Below are 19,641 nucleotides of genomic sequence, written 5' to 3'. Positions count from 1 at the left end.
AATAGAATATGCGCAATCTAGAAAAAGATATCGAGTTATTGCATAACCTGGTCAATCAGGTAGACGACTATACCCTTACTCATTTCAAGCAACGCGATTATCAGGTTTACGAAAAACCAGATTTCACTCCGGTTAGCGATATTGATCGGGGAGCCGAACAGATGATTCGGGATTTCTTAAAAGCTCATCGTCCCCACGATTTAGTTTACGGAGAAGAATACGGGGGAGATACCCGGAATAAAGATGCTGCTCGCTGGATTATTGATCCCATTGATGGCACCAAAAATTATGTGCGGGGCGTGCCTGTTTGGGCAACCCTAATCGGTTTAGAAATAGCCGGTAAAATGCAGGCTTCCATAGTTAGCGCCCCGGCATTATGTCGGCGCTGGTGGGCGGGACGCGGTTTAGGGTCTTGGCGTTCTTTCAGCGGAGAAAAACCCCAAGCAAACCGGGTTTCGGGGATAAGTGATTTGAAGGCTGCCTCCTTTAGCTATTCTTCCCTTACTGGTTGGGAAGAACGCGAAAAGCTTCATGCATTCGTTGAACTTACCCGCAAAGTGTGGCGCACCCGTGCCTATGGAGATTTTTATTCCTATATGTTAGTTGCTGAAGGAGTAGTCGATGCGGCAGCCGAACCCGACTTGGAGCTTTACGATATGGCGGCGCTGGTGCCGATAGTGGAAGAAGCCGGAGGTAAATTCACTTCATTAAAGGGCGAAGATGGCTGCCGAGGAGGAAACGCACTTGCCACTAATGGTCATTTACACCAGCGGATTCTGACTATTTTGGGAGGCAAGTAGGCGGCGGAAAGACTCTACCCGGCGCGTCTTGGCGGGGTCAATCTTTCCGAGCGTGCTCAGTTGGCATCCTGGTGAGGATAGCAAATGAGGACACAGTTTTGGACATTTCGCTGCTACCTCGGCAAGATCTGGGAAAGCCGCCAAGAGGTCGTCTGTTTCAATATGGGCTAATCCGAAGGAGCGAATGCCTGGGGTATCAATTAGCCATCCCCCCTGAAATTCCACGGCGATAGCGGAGGTCGAAGTGTGTCGTCCACGACCGGTAACTTGATTAACTTGACCGATTTGTCTATCTGCGTGGGGAATGAGGCTGTTCATCAGTGAAGATTTGCCTACTCCCGAATGTCCCACCATTACGGTAGTAGTAGCGGCTAATGCCTCACCAGCTGCATCAATGCCTTGAGAGTTTTCTATACTGGTCACAATTGCCGACACTTCTAAAGGCGCAAATAGTTCAAGTATCGGGTCAGGGCAGGCAATATCAGCTTTAGTGAGCAGCAGTAATGGTTTCAGACCCGCGCTGTAGGCGGCTACTAACAGTCGGTCAATCATGCGGGGACGAGGCTGCGGATTAGCGCAGGCGGTGACTATCGCTAATTGGTCAGCGTTGGCAACCATGGGTTTTTCTTTAGCCCCGGGACTATCTTCCGCGGAGCGGGTAAGAACGCTTTTACGCGGTAAAACTTCCACAATCCGCGCCAAAGAACCATGTTTCCCGCTTAAATCCCCGGTGACCCGTACCTGATCGCCGACCACGATACCGCGCCGACCCAGAGAGCGAGCCTTAACCCCTACCAGCTTGGTTTGATTCATTTGTAGGTGAATTCTCCCGCGATCTACCGCGAATACGAAGGCGGTGGGGCTGGCAGAATAATCTACCTGTTTTTTGGAGCGTCGCGGTTTAGAGCGGGAAGGACGCACCCGTACCCGCGGATCATCGGTTCCGGTATCACGCCACGCCATTAGTACCAGCCACAGCGGCTCGCCAAATCGCAGGAAAATCCGGGAAAGTTTTCGTGACGCACTCAATCCCCGCTATTTTCACGTCTGGAACCCGTAATCCAATCAGGGCTCCAAACATGGCCATCCGGTGATCGCTATAGGTTTCGATGGTAGCGCCGTGCAATATCCCAGGAGTGATTTGTAGCGAAGTTTCGGTAGCCACTGCTTTTGCCCCGAGACGGTTAATTTCGGTTTCGAGGGCGTGTAATCGGTTGGTTTCGTGACCTTTAAGATGCCCAATTCCGCTAAGTTTGGAGGGTTCGACTGCCAGGGTGCATAACGCCGCTAAAGTGGGGGTAAGTTCCCCAATGGCGTTAAGGTCGGTCTGAATCCCGCCAATTGTGCCATTGCCTTGACAAATAAGCGTTCCTTCGCTGTCGCGATAGATACGTGCGCCCATTGGGGAGAGTAAATACCGCCAGGCATCGCCGGCTTGGAAAGTTTGTGCCGGCCAATTTGGCACACTAATTTGACCGCCACAAGCAAGGGCGGCTCCTAAAAACGAACCCGCATTGGTCAAGTCCGGTTCAATGACTTGTTCACCGCCACGTAATCGCGCTGGCTGACAGCGCCAAATATGGCGAGTTTGCAGGGAATCCCAGTCTCCGGTTTCACCACTGATGTTTTCGATTTTTCCACCGCACGCATTTACCTGCGCTAGTGTCATTTCCACATGACGAATAGATGGTAAAACAGAAGCTACTTCTATTTGCAGTTCAAAGGGGAGGGCGGGGGAAACCAGCAGCAGAGCGGAGACAAATTGGGAGGAGTCGCTAGCGTCAAGGTGTACTTGCTGTAGCTGGCTGCTGTCATTTAATGCGCCCTCGATAGTAAAGGGTAGGTGTCCGGGCAGGGGGGCGTCCGTAATTTTTGCTCCCAGCTGGGTTAAGGCATCTAAAAGACCACGCATTGGACGGGTGCTTGCCTGTTTATCTCCTTGAAAGTGAACTGGTTTTCCGCTCAGTAGGGCAATGGGAGCTAAGAAACGCATCACTGTCCCGGAAAGACCGCACTCGATAACTCCGGTTTTCGCCGAGATTGTGGGCGGGGGAGTTATCAGTAGTCCTCCTGATTTCTCTTCTACGTTGGCACCGAACTCTTGGATACCGGCGATCATTAAATCGGTGTCGCGACATCGCAAAGGATTAGTAATAAAAGTATTTTCCTTCGCTAATAAGGCTAAGACCAGGGCACGAGCGGTCAGGGATTTAGAGGGAGGTAGTGAGACCACCGCGTTTAGAGGCTGGGTCGAAAGAGGGGGAGTCCAAACAGTCAAAGTATTAATCCTGTCTACGGGAGAATAGTTCAGAGGTTAAACCGGCGTGGAGGGCTAGCCCTTGGGCAATTCTTAAAGCATCAATTTTACCGGGCTGACGTCCGTTAATAATAGTTGCTGCCCCATTGGCCAGTATTAAGAGGGCAGTTGAAAGGGGGGAGCGCCGGGTGGTAGCCATCCTTAATGCCAGGATGGTCACCGCAACTCCACAGATTTTAGCGATAGTTCGTAAATCGCTCATCTGTACCGGTGGTAAGCCATTTTTCTCCATGACCTCTAGGTGGTGTTGGGCTAGATGTGCATGTTTATCGCTGTTACGCACCGCATCGATTCCCTCAATTATCAAAGGAGCCGCTAGTAGTGCTCGGGAAAAAGAATACCTATTAGCCATATCTCTATTTTTACCTGACCGGGGCGGTGATTTCTAGCTTTCTTGAGTTTGTCACCAGAACTACTAGCTGTAAAACTGGACTAGAGTAGGCAGTAATGGATACTGAAACCTTAGCTAGCCTTACCGTAGAGGACGCCCCGCCCTCTACTGGTCTACCCCCTGCTGGGTCTTTGCTACCGGAGCCAGGTTCAGACGAGAACCCTGTCTCGGAAGAAAATAAGGCTCACTTTGATAAATCTCAATTGGCGCAGCGATTTACCCAGGAGGCGCTGCCATTACTGGATCAACTATATGCGGGGGCGCTGCGATTAACTCGCCGGCCTGCTGATGCCGAGGACTTAGTGCAAGACACCTATATGCAGGCGTTTCGTAAATTTCATCAATACCAGGCGGGAACTAATCTTAAAGCCTGGATGTACCGGATAATGACCAACACTTTCCTCAACCAATACCGCTCAAAGACTCGCCGTCCCCAAGAGGAAACTACCGCTGAAATATCGGATAGCCGGCAGGTGCAGCACTCACTTCATCATCAGATAGGTTTACCCTCTGCGGAAACTGTTGCTTTGGAGCGTGTGCCTAATGAAACTATTCAAGCTGCCTTTGACAAACTCTCCGATGAACATCGGGCAGTAGTTTATTTAGCTGATATCGAACAGTTCAGCTACAAGGAAATATCGCAGATTTTAGGGATTCGGCTCGGTACAGTAATGTCTAGGCTTCATCGAGGCAGAAACCTACTGCGAGAAGAACTAGCAGAATATGCCCGCCAATATGGAATCGGGGTGAACTAATGAGCCAGCAACCATGCCAACGTGACCTGTTTCAACAGCTGTCAATAGAGTCTCGGGAACTTAGCGTAGAAGAAGCTCGCCACATCGCCCAATGTCCCTGCTGTCAAGAACTTTTAGAAGCTGAAACAGCGGGAATATCGCTATCGCTAAGACGCTGTTTATGTCACCACATTTCTGCCCCGCACGCTTTGCGCACTCGGATAGTACAGTCCCTAGCGGTGTATATGGATTCCGAGGAGTTACAGATTTCCTATCGTCAGCAGCAATATGGTGACAGGTGCTAGAGATAGCCTATAAAATCATATATTTTGGTCGATTAATGCGACAGGTGAGCCTTTCAGTTTCCTAAAATGGCAACTGGTGTGTAAAACTAGGGACGTCGATTTTATTTGGGAAGGTGTATGAGATGTCTAAACGTGGACGTAAACGCAAAACTCGTCGTACCAGTGCCGCCAATCACGGCAAACGACCTAACTGCTAACAGTAACCGTTCTAGCTAACGCTAGATACTAACGGTAAAACTTATTTGGGGGTTGGGGTGACTTTTTGTCACCCCAACCCCCAAGCATTTCTTGGTGGAGAACTAGGCGAATGCCTGTTCCATTAGCTGCCGATTTTCATCTTTATGGAGCTTGGCGTTACCAGCAGCCGGAGAAGCGGCTTCTGCACGCGAAATCACCTGTATAGTTCGCTTAATCTTTGAGGGAAGATGTAAAGCTATAAACGGCCATGCTCCCTGATTTTCGGGTTCGTCTTGGACCCAGGTAAGTGGCAAATCACCCCAGGAACTAAGCAGCATATTTAGTTCTGCTACCGGTAGCGGATACAGCTGTTCTAATCGAATAATCGCAGTATCGAAACGTTCGGTTTTTGCCCGCTCTTTGACCAGGTCATAGTAAATACGTCCAGTACAAAGCAATATCCTGTTTGGTTTAATGACCCGCTTATCTGGTTCGCCAATCACTGGCAGGAACTGTCCGGAAGTAAAATCTTCTATTGGGGAAGCCGCTGCCGCTAAACGAAGCAGCTGTTTCGGCTCAAACGCTATCAAAGGTTTACGTGGTCTTTTATAGGCCTGTTCTCGTAACATATGGAAATTGTTAGCCGGATTAGATGGCTGGCACACCCACATATTATTTTGGGCGCACAACTGTAGATACCGCTCAATGCGTGCCGATGAGTGATCGGGGCCTTGCCCCTCGTATCCGTGGGGCAGTAGCATTACCAGTCCGGAGCGTTCATTCCATTTTTGGAAAGACGAAGAAATAAACTCGTCAATAACTGCCTGAGCACAGTTAGCGAAATCGCCAAATTGTGCCTCCCACAATACTAAAGTTTCCGGGGACTCAACCGAATATCCATACTCGAAAGCCAAAGGAGCATATTCGGAAAGTGGAGAATTGTATGCCTGGAAAGACGCTTGCCCTTCGGTTAGAAAATTTAGAGGTGTCCATTCGCGCCCATTCTCGTAATCGTGAATAACAGCGTGTCGATGCGAGAAAGTACCCCGACGGGAATCTTGCCCCCCAAGACGGACATTAGTTCCCTCCATCAGCAGCGAACCGTAGGCTAGCATTTCCCCCATACCCCAATCGATTTTGCCCTCCCGGGACATAAGTTCTCGTTTTTGGAGCAACTTCATAATCTTGGGGTGAGCAGTGAAATTGTCAGGGACTCTTACCTGGGATTGCCCGATACGTTCAATTTCTTCACGGCTTATAGCAGAGCTCCAACCGAGCATCATCCCCTGACCAGGCTGTTGCGAGGAGGGCATAACCCAACGGGTATCAATACCGGGATTAAAAGTATCGTCATAATCTGCGGCGCTGAAATGTTTCTTTTCCCTGGTTTCCTGGAAAATCTTGTTTAGTTCTTGATGGTATTCTTCCAGGGCTTCGGCTGCTTTTTCCTCGCTTAAATCTCCGCGTCCAATCAGATTACGGGTATATACCTCGCGCGTGGTGGGCAGGCGATTGATTAAAGAATAAAGAACCGGTTGCGTCATTGAGGGGTCATCGCCCTCATTATGTCCGCGCCGACGGTAACAGACCATATCGATAATTACGTCTTTGTGGAACTCTTGCCTAAAGTCGAATGCTAGCTTGGCTGCTTTCACCACCTCCTGCGGGAAATCCCCGTTTACATGGAAAATCGGTACTTGCAAACCCTTAGCTAAATCCGTGCAATAACGAGTCGAACGTCCCGAGGTGGGTCCGGTAGTAAACCCAATCTGGTTATTGACGATGATATGAACAGTGCCGCCAGTACGATAGCCACGCAGCTGCGACATATTCAGGGTTTCCTGCACCACGCCCTCGCCAATAAAAGCGGCATCACCGTGAACTAGAATCGGCATAACCAAGTTTTCGGCTTCTTCCCCAGCGCCCAAGCGATCTTGTTTAGCGCGAGTAATGCCCTCCGTTACCCCATTAGCCGCCTCCAAGTGAGATGGATTGGCAGTTAGAGTCACGAGTACGCCTTCTCCTTCCCCAGGGGAATAGATTCCCTCTGTGCCCAGGTGGTATTTCACGTCCCCAGAGCCCTGAGTGGAATTCGGGTCAAGATATCCTTCAAACTCGGAGAAAATTTGTCCGTAGGTTTTTCCAGCTATATTTGAGAGCACATTCAACCGTCCCCGGTGAGCCATCCCAATGGTTATTTCCTTCAAACCGGAACGAGAAGAGTTAAAAAGCATCGTATCTAATAGCGGTATTAACGACTCTGCGCCCTCTAAGGAAAAACGTTTTTGCCCCACATACTTTGTTTGTAAGAAAGTCTCGAACGCTTCCGCATGATTGAGCATACTCAATATGTGCATTTGTTCAGTTTTAGAAAACTTTTTTGAGGGTTTTTCTATCCGATTTTGTACCCAACGCCGCTGAAGTGGATCTTGAATATGCATATATTCAATCCCCAGCGCCTGCGTATAGGTGGTACGCAATTGTTCTAGCAGTTCACGCAAATTCATCGTGTCACGACCGGCAAATCCGCCGGTGGGGAAAACCCGATCCAAATCCCAGACGCTCAGCCCATAAGAGCTGATAGAAAGGTCGGGGTGGCGACGTAAAATCTGCTGTAGGGGATCGGTATTAGCGGCCAAATGTCCACGGGAACGATAGGCGTGAATTAGTTCGGCAATCCGGGCAGGTTTACCTTTTTCGGTAACCTGATCGTAGGTAAAGTCCCTCTCCCATTTATAGGGCTCATGAGCCACCCCCAAGGTTGAAAATACTCGCTCAAAGAAACCGTCGTGACCAGCTAATTTTTGTTCAATAATACGCAGGAATTCTCCTGATCCTGCCCCTTGAATCACGCGGTGATCATAGGTTGAAGTCATGGTCATCACCTGACCTACCCCCGCGTTGGCAAGCTGAGTGGGGGAGGCTCCCGCCCATTCGGCAGGGAATGAGGTAGCTCCCACCCCAATGATTGCTCCTTGACCAGACATTAAGCGAGGAACGGAATACTTTGTCCCTAAAGTGCCGGGGTTAGTTAAGGTGACGGTTCCTCCCGAAAAATCACTGGGTTTGAGCTGTCCGCCGCGTGCTCTTTTTACTAAATCTTCGTAGGCGTCGATGAACTGTCTAAAGTTCAAAGTGTCAGCATCGTGAATTACCGGTACCATCAGGGAACGAGAGCCATCTTTCTTTGGTAAGTCGATGGCTAGACCAAAACCTACGTGCGCAAATTTTCGGATACATTCGCGACCGTCCTCGTCCTTTTCGAAGCGAACGTTCATCGACGGCATTTCCACTAATGCTTCGATAATTGCGTATCCGATTAAATGGGTGAATGAGACTTTTCCGCCGGTAGTGGCAGCCAGGTGAGCGTTGATTACTTTACGGTTTTCGATTAACAGTTTGGCGGGAATCTCTCGTGCCGAGGTGGCGGTAGGAATTCGGAGCGATTCGTCCATATTTTTCACCACGGCTTTTGCTACCCCGCGTAGTCGGTGTACCTCGTCCTCGGCTTTACCGGCTTCCCCAGGGCCAAAGTTAAGGGCGGTTTCCCGCGCCACATAGGGGGAGGTGGGTGCACTGGCTGCCACCGGGGGAGCCGGGGGTAAATCTGAGCGGGTTACATCCCTGCCGGTAACTGCTATTTGAGAGTTTGCGTTCTTGGGGGAGGTGGGTTCTTGCGGGGTAACCTGTTTTATTTGTGCCTGTTGAGCTTCTAGAGCGCTGAAATAATTTCGCCAATCCTCGGGTAGATTCATGGGGTCAGCGCAGTATTTGTCATAGAGGTCGTCAATGATTTCTTGATTGATGGGGCTGACCGACTGATCTATTTGTTCTTCCGAGATAGGCATGATATTTCCTTTTTGGAGGGTGACCAAGTATCCAATAAGATTTTATGCCCAAATAGTTCTAAAGTCCTAGCACTTTTCTTGATATTAAGATATTTTATGCAGCCTTTGCTTATCGCTGATAAATTACTGCTAAAAGAAAATGCGATTACCTATTCGAAGAGGTGTTTGCCTTGCGCTTAGCCCCTAAATGTCTGGTAGCGGTGGTGTAGTTGCCTGACACCATTTACTACCTGTTAATGATTTTATTAGGGATAGTGCTTACCATCGGTACTGCCTTATTCGTGGCGGCAGAGTTCTCGATGGTGGCCTTAGATCCCTCCCAGGTGGAGGGGAGAGTGGGGCGCAAAGAAAAGGGAGCCAGGGGAGTATTAAAAGCCCTGCGACATTTATCAACCGAGCTTTCTGGGGCGCAAGTAGGTATCACCCTCACCACTATTCTTTTGGGCTATACCACTCAAAGTGCGCTCACCTCACTACTAGCTAAAATACTGCAAGATATTCATCTAGCTGCTTCCCTAGCTACCGCGATTGCGGTAGTTGTGGCATTAGTGCTGGTAAATGCGTTCTCGATGGTGTTTGGGGAGCTTTTTCCCAAGAATCTCGCTTTAGCTAAACCTTTTGAAGTAGCTCGCACAGTGACCCCCCTCCAGCGCGCCTTTACTATCCTATTTAAGCCAGTAATCGTGGTTTTGAATGGAATTTCAAACCGGGTGGTACGGGCTTTGGGGGTAGAACCTTTAGAGCAACTTTCCTCTGCGCGTTCTGCCTCCGAACTGACAGCTATGGTTAGGCATAGCGCTCAGGAAGGGACTCTTGATTTATCTACCGCAACGATTTTTACCCGCTCGGTAGGTCTGGGAAAACTTTGTGCGCGTGACGTAATGACTGACCGAGGTCGCATGGACACGTTAGAAGCCTCTCAAAGCGCCGAGGACGTGGTGGAGCTTTCTCGGCGTAGTGGGCATTCTCGGTTTCCAGTTCAGGGCAAGGACGCAGATGACATTCTGGGCTTGGTGCATTTACGCCGGGCAGTGGCAATACCTTTTTCCCGGCGGGCACAAGTACCGGTTACCGCACAGTCGCTGCTGGTTAATGCGCTGCGAGTTCCTGAAACTGTGCGGCTAGCGCCACTTTTAGTACAGTTACGAGAAGCCGATTTACAAATGGCAATTGTGGTGGACGAATATGGTGGTACTTGCGGAATAGTTACTTTAGAGGACGTAGTGGAAGAAATCGTGGGGGAAGTTGCTGACGAACATGATTTGCGCCGCCGTGGCATCAGGCTAGAAGGCAAGAACCGGTGGCTGGTAGATGGGGATTTACGTCCCGATGAGATTGCCGATCGGATAAATGTGCTTCTGCCGGATGATGGTCCTTACGAAACTGTTGCCGGTTTAATGTTGGTGCATCTAGGGAAAATTCCCGAGCCGGGCGAGAGCGTAAAAGTGCGTTCAAACACTTTGACAGTGGCAAAAATGGAAGGGCGGCGTATCGAGAAAGTGTTGATTGAAGCTGCTCAGGGCAAAGAGGTAGCGGTGCAACCGGAATCCATTGATGGCAGCTCTAAGCCGGGAAATCAGCAGTTATCAAAGGATGGTGAGAGCACTGTCTGATTGGTTAGCTCTGATAATTGCGGCAGCTCTGCTGGCGGTAAATGCCTTTTTCGTTGCCGGAGAATTCGCGGTTACCTCTACTCGCCGTTCCCAAATCGAACCTCTGGTCGCGCAAGGAAAACGCGGGGCAAAAGCGGCGCTATGGGCGGTTGAACACGTATCCTTGGTGCTTGCAGTTACCCAGTTGGGGATTACTTTAGCTTCTACCGGGTTGGGGGCAGTGGCAGAGCCCGCTGTTGCCCACCTAATTGTTCGCCCCCTAGAATTCTTTGCGGTTCCGTCCTCGCTAACTCACCCGATTGCTTTCGTATTAGCCCTGGTTATAGTGGTATTCTTGCATATTTTACTGGGGGAGATGATTCCAAAGAATCTTACCGTGGCTGCTTCGGCGCAAGTATGTCTGGCAGTCTCGCCTTTGCTGGTGCGCATTGCTCGCACGGTGCGCCCGGTTGTTCATGCTCTAGACTCTAGCGCTAACTGGTTCGTAAAACTGTTTGGGGTTACTCCCCGTTCAGAGGTTAGTCAATCTTTCACTATTGAAGAGGTTGCCGCAATCGTCGAGAAATCAACCCAAGCTGGCACTTTACGTGATGAGTTTGGGCTACTTTCTGGTTCATTGGAGTTTTCTACCGAGGACGTGCGGGAGGCGATGGTTCCGCGCTCTCAGTTGGTTACTTTGTCTTGGCCACTTTCGGCTGCTGATTTTGAAGCAGAGGTAGCTAAAACCGGATTTTCTCGTTTTCCCATCAGCGATAAGTCAGGAGAGCTAACTGGTTATCTTCACATTAAAGACGTCATTTTTGCTGATTCTATTGCCGCACGCGAGGCTCCTTTGGAAGATTGGCGAGTACGCGTCCTCCCCGAGGTTTCCCCCGATGAAGAAGTTGAGGACGCCTTGCGCCTAATGCAAAAAACCGGTGTTCATCTGGCGCAAGTTATCGAAAATGGGCAGTGTTTGGGTGCTATTTTCCTAGAGGACATCTTAGAGGAACTAGTTGGGGAAGTTCGCGACACGATGCAACGAAAAGAGAGCTTGTAATAATAAGATATTACTTTTCAGAATCCATTTGAATCCCTAATCTACGCAACTATCCCTAGTTATACTTGCTGAATAAAAATGTTCCTCACTTAAAGAAAAGTTTCTGATTATGGATAAGTGTCCCAGTTGTCTTACTGCTTTTTTAAATCAAAATGGATGTTGCCCCAGCTGTGGGTATCGCTCAGATGGTCAGTTTTTGCCAGGAAATAATCAGACGAGGCTGGTAGGGCAAAATAATGCGGAGGCATCGCGCTTACCGCTGGAGGGTGGTCAGCCGGTGATTCCGCCGCCGGTGGCTCCGGTATCGCCAGTTTCCCCTACAGCTAGTTTTAGCCCTGCTAATGGTGTTGGTTCTTCAGGTAATCCCGGTTATTCTGGAGGGGCTTCGGGGCAAACTGGGGGCGCTGCCGGTTATTATCCTCCTTTTCCTAATGGGGGCGGCACCGGTGGGGATGGGACCTTACCGGGAAAGTGGTATCGCAATAAAAAGACTTTATTGATGGTGATTATTGGGGCGCTGGCGGCTATTGCGTTGGTGTCGGGGGTTGCCTATGCGGTTAGTGGTTCTCCTAAACCGAAACCCACGGTTGCTTCCAGTCCCGAAACCACAACTACCACCCCTTCTGTGTCCGAGACTCCTACCCCCGAAGTTACTCGAGTGGATTTAGCGGAAACATACGCTATGGGAGACGCTACACCAGTGTCTCATTGGAAATGGCGGGGCGGAGCTATGGTCACCGAAATTAACAGTCCCCGAGATGAATATAACAAAGTTGATACAGACAACCCTGATTACTATTTTCAAGTATGGGTTCCGCAGCTCAAAGGCCAAGTTGCAGATTGCGTCTTTTCACCAACTCAATCGGGAGAGAAAATGGCCGAAGGAGGTCTGACGGTAACTGCCACCTATGGGGATAAACCTACGGTTTTTGCGGTATATACGATTCTTACCAAAGCGGTGGGGACTTCTCCAGAAACAGTTCACCTCTACGCCCAAGAACTAGAGTTGCCGTCGTGTACGGCTAAGCCCCGCATAGACCTGCAAACCGAGCCCGATAATGTAGTCAATGATCGTCAGGACTATGAATATAAAATTGTGGGAAAGTCGGAGAACAAAATTGCTATCGCAAAGACCTGGACTACACAGACTGATTCCGACAGTGCTACTCAGAGGCACATGCAAGTCATGTCTGTTACTGCTGGCGAAAAGAATGCTTCTTCTCTGCAAGAAACAGCAGGTGAAAATAGTAAGGTTGGGGTTTTATCCAGCGTGACTAACGATGCCTATATGATTGTCACGGATAAGCGGCGCGTTTATTCCATAGATAACAACAAAGTGCTATTGGAAATGCCCTTAGAAATTGGTGATGGCAATACCCAGTGTGATTCTTGGACAGGAATAAGCGGCGATTTAGTTTTATACCGGCTTAGCGCGGATAAGTATGTTTATGCATGTAGTGGAGGTTTAGACGATAAGCATTCACTGTTTCATACCTACTTAGTTACTGCCAGTAACGGTGAAGTTGTTCCACTTCCCAAAATCCTTAAACTATCTGAGAATAGCTCTTATCCTGATGGTTACTATCAGCAGTTTAAGGATGGATCGCTGTTAGTTACTAGTAGTGATGCTATCCAGGCGTTTCATATAGATACCGACGGTAAGGCAAGTGAGATATTAGATAGCGCCCAGTGGGAGCGGCTGTTCCACGGTTCGGATAGTCATTTTGGTGATGTCAATTATTTAAAGAATCAGTTCTACGCTAAAACCACTGATGAGGTAATATCAGTGGATTTAACTGGCAAGAGTGTGGACACCTTCAAATTGGAGCCCTTGGTGGCTTCAGGGGTAGATAACACCAAACTAAAATGGATTGGATGGGTATATAAAGGTAAATATTCTCGGGAATCCGTAGTACTCACCACCGGTGACAACCCTGGTGAATCTAAGACTACCGAATAGCTAGAATAGTCTACTAGCTAGCTAGATTCCTTTCGATAAAAGGAATAAAAATTGCCGCACCAAGTCGGTGATGGATAGCGCTAACTCGCGTCCAATCAAGAAAGTGAATGAGTGCAAATGTAGAGCAGTGATTTAACGTAGAAATCGCGCATAACTGCCCGCCCTAGATAAAATGTTACAAATTCGTTATTATTTGAGGGTTAGTTAATTCTTTGGAGGAATCAGTCCATGGTTGAACCTATATTGTCGTCGAGTACTCGCCGGATGCAGCGAGTTCGGCGTCGCCGTCACCAACGACTGGCTGCTATTCCCCGCGCCCTCGTGCTGTTAGGACTAGCTGCGGTTACTATCATCGCCCCCCTCAGCGGATTTGTGCAAGCAAATAAACCGGGCAGCATGACCGCTCATGTTCTTTCCTTAGCGGGGGGAGAACAAAGCTGGGCAGACAGTGCAAATGCGTTGGTAGCTACTGATTCCGAGGAAGGCTTGATTCCCGTTCCAGCGGCAGGAACTCGCGCTCGTATCCTGAGCGCTGATCCCCAATGCCAATTCTCTAATGTCGGGTCGGGCAATCGCGGCGACAGTGTAATGTCTGATGAGGGAGCGATTCTTTTTCCATTGCAGCAGGGAACATTTAGGCAAACGTCTCCCTTCGGTGAACGCATTCACCCGATTTCTGGAATCCGTAAACTACATACCGGAACAGATTTCGCTGCTCCCGCCGGTACCTCGATTCATGCTTTAACCGATGGTGAGGTCATGTATGCGGACATGATGCCGGGAGGGGGAAATACGGTACGTCTAAAGCATTCAATAGCGGGAAAAACCGTTTATTCACAGTATAAACATATGCTTCCCGGTTCATTTGCGGTCAAAGTTGGGCAAAAGGTGAAAGCGGGCGACCGATTGGGGGCAGTAGGATCGACCGGAAATTCAACCGGAAACCATCTACACCTAGAAATAATGCCAGAAGACGAAGAAAACTATATAGATCCGGTTCCCTGGCTTCAATCTCATAACTTCCGTTATTTGGGACAAAAATGCGAATAAAACCCCAGGTTATTGCGCACCGCGGAGGTGGCGGTGAAGCAATAGAAAATACTCGAGAATCCATAAAATATGCGCTTAACCAAAACGTAAGTCGCTATGAAACCGATGTGCGCGCCCTTAAAGACGGGACAATTGTGCTCCAGCATGACGAGCGCCTGCTGAACCCTTGGGGAGATACTCGCCTGGTTAATGAGCTTAACTACCAAGAATATATGTCCCTTAGAGGACCGGCAGCCGAACATCCTATTTCGCTAAAACATGCTCTAGAGGACTTTCCCAACCTGGCATACAACGTTGATATTAAAGAGTCGCGCGCCCTTGAAGGAGCACTGAAAGCTGTAGCAGAAACTACCGCCTGGCACAGAGTAATCTTTTCTTCCTTTTCCACAAATACCCTGAGTACGGTCAGAGAACGTTATCCGCAAGCGCAAACCGCGATGACTCCTCTGGAAGTCCTAAAAACCGTTATTGCTAGCAAAAGTGGTTTTACTGGGCTGGTACATTTCCCGGCAGCTTTCGCGCAAGTGCCGTTGCAATGGCGGGGAATCACCATTGTGAACCGTAGGTTTATTTCTCTAGCTCACAGTCGCGGAATTCGGGTAGAGCCATGGACGATTAACGAAGAAGAGGAAATGCGCCAGGTGGCAGCGATGGGAGTCGATGCGATTATGACTGACTATCCTGCCCGTCTAAAAGCGGTACTTGCTGAGATGTAAAGGCTCTCGCCCTGATAGGGTAAAGCTATGAGAATCCATATTGCTTGCGATCATGCCGCATTTGAACTTAAAGAGGCATTAGTAAACCACCTGCGTACTAAAGGGCTAGAAGTCATTGACCACGGAGCCAAAGAATATGACGCTTTAGATGATTACCCAAATACCTGTATCCCCTGCGCCCAGGCAGTTCTGGCTGACGAGGGCTCTTTGGGGATAGTGTTAGGGGGCTCTGGTAACGGCGAACAGATGGCTGCCAACTGCGTCCCAGGGATTAGGGCGGCTTTGGCCTGGAATGTTGAAACCGCCAAACTTGCGAGAGAACACAATAATGCCCAAATCGTAGCGGTGGGGGCTCGAATGCATGACACTGCTACCGCCTTCGAAATCGTTGATGCTTTCATAGCGGAGCCATTTTCAGGCGATGAGCGTCACCAGCGACGTATTGATTTGATGACCCAATATGAGCAGGAAAAGTAGTAACGCTTCTAGCTATTTAGAGCACCCCCGGCTTTCTTTGGAAAAGGTTTGCTACCTTGAGGACGAAGAGCCGGTACTTCAAGATGTTTCCTTTACGCTTGGGGCTGGTGAAATGCTGGCGCTTATCGCCAGCCCTAGCGCTAATGAAGCCCTATTGAATCTGATTTCCGGATTTGCCGACCCGCTATCGGGAACTATTGAAATCGAGGGGCAGAACCTAGGGGATATGAACCCTGCTCGGCGTGCCTGGCTGCGGAGGGAAAAAATCGGGATGGTTAGGGACGGGGTTAATCTGGTGGAAAGCTTAACCGTGGCAGAGAATATTGCTCTATCCTATGAGCTTTCAGGTATGGGACACGCCCAGGCACTTTCCCGAGCGGGCGTGGCGTTAGCTAATATCCGTGCTTTCGAGATTGGGGACTGCTATCCGCAGCAATTAGACCGCTACCAGCAGTTAAAGGTAGCGGTAGCTAGAGCTGGATTAGGGGGAGCGAAACTGATTTTAGTCCTAGATCCAACTGCCAGCCTTAAGGCAAAAGCAGAGCAGAATATATTCTCTTTGCTTCGCACCCAAGTAGAAAAAGGCAGTTCCTGTTTGTTATTTACTACTCGCCAGGACTTAGCGGCAACGGCTGACCGGGTAGTAAACATTTCTCTTGAACAAGTGAGTAGCGGTTTAGGGGATAATAATGCTTAGAGCGAGTCTTATTTGGCGGTTAGCTTACCGAACGCTTCAACATAACCGGTCATATAGTTTAGCGTTGTTAGCAATTATTGCTTTGATCTCTTGTTTAATGACGGTGGTTACGATTTCTTTTGTAACCCGAGATCCGATAGTTGCTTTTCCACGAGAAGCGGTTTTTCCGGCAGCTAACGCAAGTTTGGAATACCAGCCCCAGCTAAATGAGCAAAAAGAAAAGGGACTAGAGTATTTTACCGCTCAAGGGGACAGGAAAACCCAGATAGCTCAAGGGGCGCACCCCTTTAATCCCGATGACACCAAGACCGGAAGTATCGTAGGTTCTAGTCATCTAGAACCGACTCTTTTTATCTCGGGCAGTCTATCGGGTAGCCAAGTCACTAATTCTCCTCCTCAGCAGACAAAACCAATATCAGGTCTGGTAGCTGACTGGACGTCTCTAGATCCTAAGTCGGAGACCGCTATATTGGGGCGTAACCCGAAAGAAACGGGGGAAATAGCCCTAGAGAAAAACCTGGCCAGGCAACTTAACCTGGCTATAGGAGATGATATAGCGGCTAGCTCGCTATGTTCGGCAAATAGTTGTCTCAAAGATCGCAGCTATAAGGTAGTTGGGGTTTTTGTTGCTCCTCACTCTAACTGGCAACAACTACGTTTGGGGAAAGCCGATAAACAAGAAATCATGGACTTTCAAGGTACAGTTTCTACCCAGTCACCCATGAAAGGTACTTGGATTTTCAGCGATTTGAATCGGGACGAAAATAAATACCCTTACTTTATTTATTCGTATCAGGTACTTTCTAATACCGATTTTTCGACTGAGGTTAGAAAAGAACTTAATCAGGCGCATTTGCGCGTTATTCGCGCCGAAGATAGGCCTTTTTGGGACTATAAAGCAATTAGTTTCGGTTATCGTGTAGCCCTATTTTTAGCTCCGCTAGCAATCTATTTATTACTAATTATGGTGTTTTCTGTCCCGGTAATGAGGGGGACACTTACTAAACAAAGCGGTGACCTAGAGGTGCTGGAACGCCTGGGCGCACCCCCGGCGACTACCGCTAGAGTGATTGGGGTTCAAGGAATCCTATTAGGATGGATCGGGGTAAGTGTGGGAGTAATTGTAGGTTACGCTCTCCAACAGATAGTAATCTCTCCCAATACCGGAGCTCCTCACATTGTGCACTTTTTCCTCGTATTAGAAGCAGTTTTAGGGATTACAGTTTGTGTTTTAACCCTGTTCGGCGTGCATAAAAAACTACAAAAAGCGGTTGCTCGTAGCGGCAAATAGCTTTGTCGTCTGTCTCCTTAAAAATGTTGGAAGCGACTACCGGGGCTAATCCCAATAGTAGGGGTGGGATAGCAATCTTCTATCCCACCCCTACTATAAAAGGGATTATTTAACTAGCGAGTGTACCTGCTGGGCGATAGCTAATTCTTCATTGGTGGGAACCACCAGTACTTTTACTGATGAATCCGGGGTTGAGATAATCGCTTCCCGCCTGAAATGTTCTTCATTTAGCTCTAAATCTATTTTTACTCCCAAGAAAGCTAGACTTTCACACAGTTCAGAACGTACCCTGGGGTCATTTTCGCCCACCCCCGCAGTGAAAGTCAGCGCGTCTAGTCCGCCCATAACTGCGTAATAGGCTCCCACATATTGCAGGAGGCGGTGCTGGTAGATATCCATGGCTGCCCGTGCGTTTTGGTCACCGGATAAAACCATGTCCCATACTTCCCGCATATCATTATGCCCGGTCAGCCCTTTCATACCTGATTGCTTATTGAACAAATCGTCAATCTCGTCAATCGACATTCCCGCTTCGCGGTACAGGTGGAATACAGTAGCTGGATCAATATCGCCGGTTCGTCCTCCCATAACTAAACCCTGAAGGGGAGTAAGCCCCATAGAAGTATCAAATGGTTTACCACAAACTACCGCAGATGCCGAAGCCCCATTTCCTAGGTGCAAAACAATCTGCTTTAAGTCTTTGCGTCCCAAAATAGAACTTACTCGCTCAGACACATACTGGTGAGAAGTGCCATGTGCTCCATAGCGGCGAATACGGTATTTTTCTGCAACGTCCTGTTTCAAAGCATAGGTGGCAGCTTTATTAGGAAGCTGATTAAAGAAAGCAGTGTCAAATACTGCCACATGAGGAACATCTGGCAGAATACGTTTCGCGGCATCAATGCCCTTAAGATGAGCCGGATTATGTAGCGGTCCCAGCGGACATAGTTCCTGGATTAGTTCATATACTCGCTGGTCGATTACAGCCGGACCGGAAAAATAGGGACCTCCCTGAACTATGCGGTGACCCACCCCGATTACATTAGAATCTTCCAAAGGCGGACCTACCTGTTCGAAAAGCTCCTCAACTACCGCCATCCCCTCTAAATGGTCACGTACGCTGCGGGTTAGTTTCTTTTCTACGGAGCCGTAAACATGCTTAATCCGGCTTTCTTTTTCTCCAATCTGTTCCACAATCCCGGAAGCTATGGCTTGCCCATCTGCCAGGTTAATCATTTTGTATTTAATAGAAGATGAACCAGAGTTGATAACCAGAACGGTTTCTGTTGTCATTTTTTCGTTCTCCTTAGCTGGATTAATCCTGTGCCTGAATAGCAGTGATAATTATGGTATTAACAATATCTTCAACTAGGGCTCCGCGGGAAAGATCATTTACCGGTCTATTTAACCCTTGCAAAACGGGTCCGACCGCAACCGCGTCAGCGGTGCGTTGAGCAGCTTTATAAACACAGTTGCCCACATCCAAATGGTTGAATACGAATACGTTAGCTTTACCGGCAACCGGTGAGTTTGGGCGTTTTTTGGCGGCTACCTGTGTATCTATTGCGGCATCGAATTGCAAAGGGCCGTCAATGGCTAAATCGGGGCATTTATCTTTAGCTATTTGGGTTGCCTCTTTTACTTTATCTACCGTTTCTCCTGCGCCCGAGTCTCCAGTCGAGTAGGAAATTAAGGCAACTCTTGGTTCTACCCCAAACTCGCTCGCTGTCTTAGCGCTCGAGATAGCAATATCTGCTAGTTGGGCGGCATTAGGATTAATCGAGACTGCGCAGTCGGCATACAGGTCGATGTGGTCAGAGAACAACATTAGGAATGCCCCCGAAACCGTTGATACTCCCGGTTTGGTTTTAATAATTTGCAAGGCGGGGCGAATCGTGTTTGCGGTGGTGTGGCACGCACCAGAGACCATTCCGTCCGCGTCCCCGTTCTCAATCATCATGGTTGCGAAATATGCCGAGTCTTTCAACATTTCTTCCGCTTTTTCTTCGGTTACTCCTTTTTTAGCGCGCAGCTCGGCGAGGCGAGAACGGTAACGAGCCAGTTTTTCTTTATCGTGAGGACTTACTATTTCGGCTGCGCTTAAATCAATATCAAGGCGTTTTGCACTGTCGCTAATTTGGTTTTCTTCTCCGATAATGACTATTTCGGCAGCGTCTAACGCTAGTACCTGAGCCGCTGCTTTTAAGACGCGGTCGTCCTCGGGTT

At 48.9% G+C, this 19,641-nt stretch carries 17 protein-coding genes; 11 read left to right on the top strand and 6 right to left on the bottom strand.

Going from position 1 to position 19,641, the window contains the following annotated elements; all coding sequences use genetic code 11:
* Window positions 1-8 precede the first annotated feature (8 nt).
* On the top strand, window positions 9-800 hold the full coding sequence (locus tag QZT94_RS02040; protein WP_072509587.1) for an inositol monophosphatase family protein: 792 nt from the start codon (window positions 9-11) through the stop codon (window positions 798-800).
* Here QZT94_RS02040 and rsgA read toward each other — a convergent pair.
* From rsgA to QZT94_RS02025, 3 genes are read right to left on the bottom strand one after another with little or no spacing between them, the layout of a single operon-like run.
* A complete protein-coding gene (gene rsgA / locus QZT94_RS02035) occupies window positions 762-1,763 on the bottom strand; it encodes a ribosome small subunit-dependent GTPase A (protein WP_072509588.1) in 1,002 nt (333 codons plus the stop codon). The two genes, QZT94_RS02040 and rsgA, sit on opposite strands and share 39 nt — an antisense overlap.
* Window positions 1,750-3,078: a 3-phosphoshikimate 1-carboxyvinyltransferase gene (gene aroA / locus QZT94_RS02030; RefSeq protein ID WP_296760876.1), complete on the bottom strand. Its 1,329-nt coding sequence runs from the start codon at window positions 3,076-3,078 to the stop codon at window positions 1,750-1,752. Before aroA ends, rsgA begins: the two co-directional genes overlap by 14 nt.
* A gap of 4 nt (window positions 3,079-3,082) precedes the next feature.
* On the bottom strand, window positions 3,083-3,469 hold the full coding sequence (locus QZT94_RS02025; protein ID WP_296760877.1) for a hypothetical protein: 387 nt from the start codon (window positions 3,467-3,469) through the stop codon (window positions 3,083-3,085).
* 95 nt (window positions 3,470-3,564) lie between these two features.
* Between QZT94_RS02025 and QZT94_RS02020 the strand changes: the two genes are divergently transcribed.
* Both QZT94_RS02020 and QZT94_RS02015 read left to right on the top strand, forming a co-directional pair.
* Window positions 3,565-4,263, top strand: a complete 699-nt coding sequence (locus QZT94_RS02020) for a sigma-70 family RNA polymerase sigma factor (RefSeq protein WP_296760879.1) — start codon at window positions 3,565-3,567, stop codon at window positions 4,261-4,263.
* Window positions 4,263-4,547, top strand: a complete 285-nt coding sequence (locus QZT94_RS02015) for a hypothetical protein (RefSeq protein WP_296760881.1) — start codon at window positions 4,263-4,265, stop codon at window positions 4,545-4,547. Before QZT94_RS02020 ends, QZT94_RS02015 begins: the two co-directional genes overlap by 1 nt.
* 299 nt (window positions 4,548-4,846) lie before the next feature.
* On the opposite strand, the gene QZT94_RS02010 is transcribed toward QZT94_RS02015, so the two are convergent.
* Complete coding sequence (locus tag QZT94_RS02010; protein WP_296773139.1) at window positions 4,847-8,572, bottom strand: multifunctional oxoglutarate decarboxylase/oxoglutarate dehydrogenase thiamine pyrophosphate-binding subunit/dihydrolipoyllysine-residue succinyltransferase subunit; 3,726 nt, start codon at window positions 8,570-8,572, stop codon at window positions 4,847-4,849.
* Between the two features lie 221 nt (window positions 8,573-8,793).
* Here QZT94_RS02010 and QZT94_RS02005 point away from each other — a divergent pair, with 221 nt between their 5' ends.
* The 8 genes from QZT94_RS02005 (at window position 8,794) to QZT94_RS01970 (ending at window position 17,415) form a co-directional block, all read left to right on the top strand.
* The gene (locus QZT94_RS02005; RefSeq protein ID WP_270625982.1) at window positions 8,794-10,185 is read left to right on the top strand and encodes a hemolysin family protein; all 1,392 of its coding nucleotides are present in this window, start codon (window positions 8,794-8,796) and stop codon (window positions 10,183-10,185) included.
* Window positions 10,166-11,224 (top strand): hemolysin family protein, encoded by a 1,059-nt coding sequence (locus tag QZT94_RS02000; RefSeq protein ID WP_296760892.1) that lies wholly within the window; start codon window positions 10,166-10,168, stop codon window positions 11,222-11,224. The genes QZT94_RS02005 and QZT94_RS02000 overlap by 20 nt, the downstream gene beginning before the upstream one ends.
* 109 nt (window positions 11,225-11,333) lie before the next feature.
* Window positions 11,334-13,184 (top strand): hypothetical protein, encoded by a 1,851-nt coding sequence (locus QZT94_RS01995; RefSeq protein ID WP_296773136.1) that lies wholly within the window; start codon window positions 11,334-11,336, stop codon window positions 13,182-13,184.
* Between the two features lie 228 nt (window positions 13,185-13,412).
* Window positions 13,413-14,234 carry a M23 family metallopeptidase gene (locus QZT94_RS01990; protein WP_296760883.1) on the top strand — a complete coding sequence of 274 codons (822 nt, stop codon included), beginning with the start codon at window positions 13,413-13,415 and terminating at the stop codon, window positions 14,232-14,234.
* Entirely contained in the window at window positions 14,225-14,950 is a 726-nt protein-coding gene (locus QZT94_RS01985; protein ID WP_296760885.1) for a glycerophosphodiester phosphodiesterase family protein, read from the top strand. Before QZT94_RS01990 ends, QZT94_RS01985 begins: the two co-directional genes overlap by 10 nt.
* A 27-nt stretch (window positions 14,951-14,977) precedes the next feature.
* Window positions 14,978-15,427 carry a ribose-5-phosphate isomerase gene (locus tag QZT94_RS01980; protein ID WP_072509595.1) on the top strand — a complete coding sequence of 150 codons (450 nt, stop codon included), beginning with the start codon at window positions 14,978-14,980 and terminating at the stop codon, window positions 15,425-15,427.
* The gene (locus QZT94_RS01975) at window positions 15,411-16,124 is read left to right on the top strand and encodes an ATP-binding cassette domain-containing protein (protein ID WP_296760887.1); all 714 of its coding nucleotides are present in this window, start codon (window positions 15,411-15,413) and stop codon (window positions 16,122-16,124) included. Before QZT94_RS01980 ends, QZT94_RS01975 begins: the two co-directional genes overlap by 17 nt.
* Complete coding sequence (locus QZT94_RS01970; protein ID WP_296760888.1) at window positions 16,117-17,415, top strand: hypothetical protein; 1,299 nt, start codon at window positions 16,117-16,119, stop codon at window positions 17,413-17,415. The genes QZT94_RS01975 and QZT94_RS01970 overlap by 8 nt, the downstream gene beginning before the upstream one ends.
* Window positions 17,416-17,520: 105 nt before the next feature.
* On the opposite strand, the gene QZT94_RS01965 is transcribed toward QZT94_RS01970, so the two are convergent.
* Both QZT94_RS01965 and pta read right to left on the bottom strand, forming a co-directional pair.
* Entirely contained in the window at window positions 17,521-18,708 is a 1,188-nt protein-coding gene (locus QZT94_RS01965; protein ID WP_296760889.1) for an acetate kinase, read from the bottom strand.
* A 22-nt stretch (window positions 18,709-18,730) separates the two neighbouring features.
* Window positions 18,731-19,641 (bottom strand): phosphate acetyltransferase (gene pta, locus QZT94_RS01960; RefSeq protein WP_296773134.1); only part of this gene is annotated, 911 nt, incomplete at its 5' end.

It is taken from the genome of Varibaculum sp., assembly GCF_008661855.1.
Taxonomy (GTDB): domain Bacteria; phylum Actinomycetota; class Actinomycetes; order Actinomycetales; family Actinomycetaceae; genus Varibaculum; species Varibaculum timonense_A.
Note: the sequence above shows the minus strand (reverse complement) of the source record. Positions and strands in the feature narration are given on the sequence as shown.

Bases quoted from the DNA above. Each gene is read 5' to 3' on its own strand.
- QZT94_RS02000 (WP_296760892.1), top strand. From the start codon at position 10,166: ATGGTGAGAGCACTGTCTGATTGGTTAGCTCTGATAATTGCGGCAGCT.
- rsgA (WP_072509588.1), bottom strand. From the start codon at position 1,763: ATGGCGTGGCGTGATACCGGAACCGATGATCCGCGGGTACGGGTGCGT.
- QZT94_RS01980 (WP_072509595.1), top strand. From the start codon at position 14,978: ATGAGAATCCATATTGCTTGCGATCATGCCGCATTTGAACTTAAAGAG.
- QZT94_RS02020 (WP_296760879.1), top strand. From the start codon at position 3,565: ATGGATACTGAAACCTTAGCTAGCCTTACCGTAGAGGACGCCCCGCCC.
- QZT94_RS02025 (WP_296760877.1), bottom strand. From the start codon at position 3,469: ATGGCTAATAGGTATTCTTTTTCCCGAGCACTACTAGCGGCTCCTTTG.
- QZT94_RS01995 (WP_296773136.1), top strand. From the start codon at position 11,334: ATGGATAAGTGTCCCAGTTGTCTTACTGCTTTTTTAAATCAAAATGGA.
- QZT94_RS01975 (WP_296760887.1), top strand. From the start codon at position 15,411: ATGAGCAGGAAAAGTAGTAACGCTTCTAGCTATTTAGAGCACCCCCGG.
- QZT94_RS02040 (WP_072509587.1), top strand. From the start codon at position 9: ATGCGCAATCTAGAAAAAGATATCGAGTTATTGCATAACCTGGTCAAT.
- QZT94_RS02015 (WP_296760881.1), top strand. From the start codon at position 4,263: ATGAGCCAGCAACCATGCCAACGTGACCTGTTTCAACAGCTGTCAATA.
- QZT94_RS02010 (WP_296773139.1), bottom strand. From the start codon at position 8,572: ATGCCTATCTCGGAAGAACAAATAGATCAGTCGGTCAGCCCCATCAAT.
- QZT94_RS01965 (WP_296760889.1), bottom strand. From the start codon at position 18,708: ATGACAACAGAAACCGTTCTGGTTATCAACTCTGGTTCATCTTCTATT.
- QZT94_RS01985 (WP_296760885.1), top strand. From the start codon at position 14,225: ATGCGAATAAAACCCCAGGTTATTGCGCACCGCGGAGGTGGCGGTGAA.
- QZT94_RS01970 (WP_296760888.1), top strand. From the start codon at position 16,117: ATGCTTAGAGCGAGTCTTATTTGGCGGTTAGCTTACCGAACGCTTCAA.
- QZT94_RS01990 (WP_296760883.1), top strand. From the start codon at position 13,413: ATGGTTGAACCTATATTGTCGTCGAGTACTCGCCGGATGCAGCGAGTT.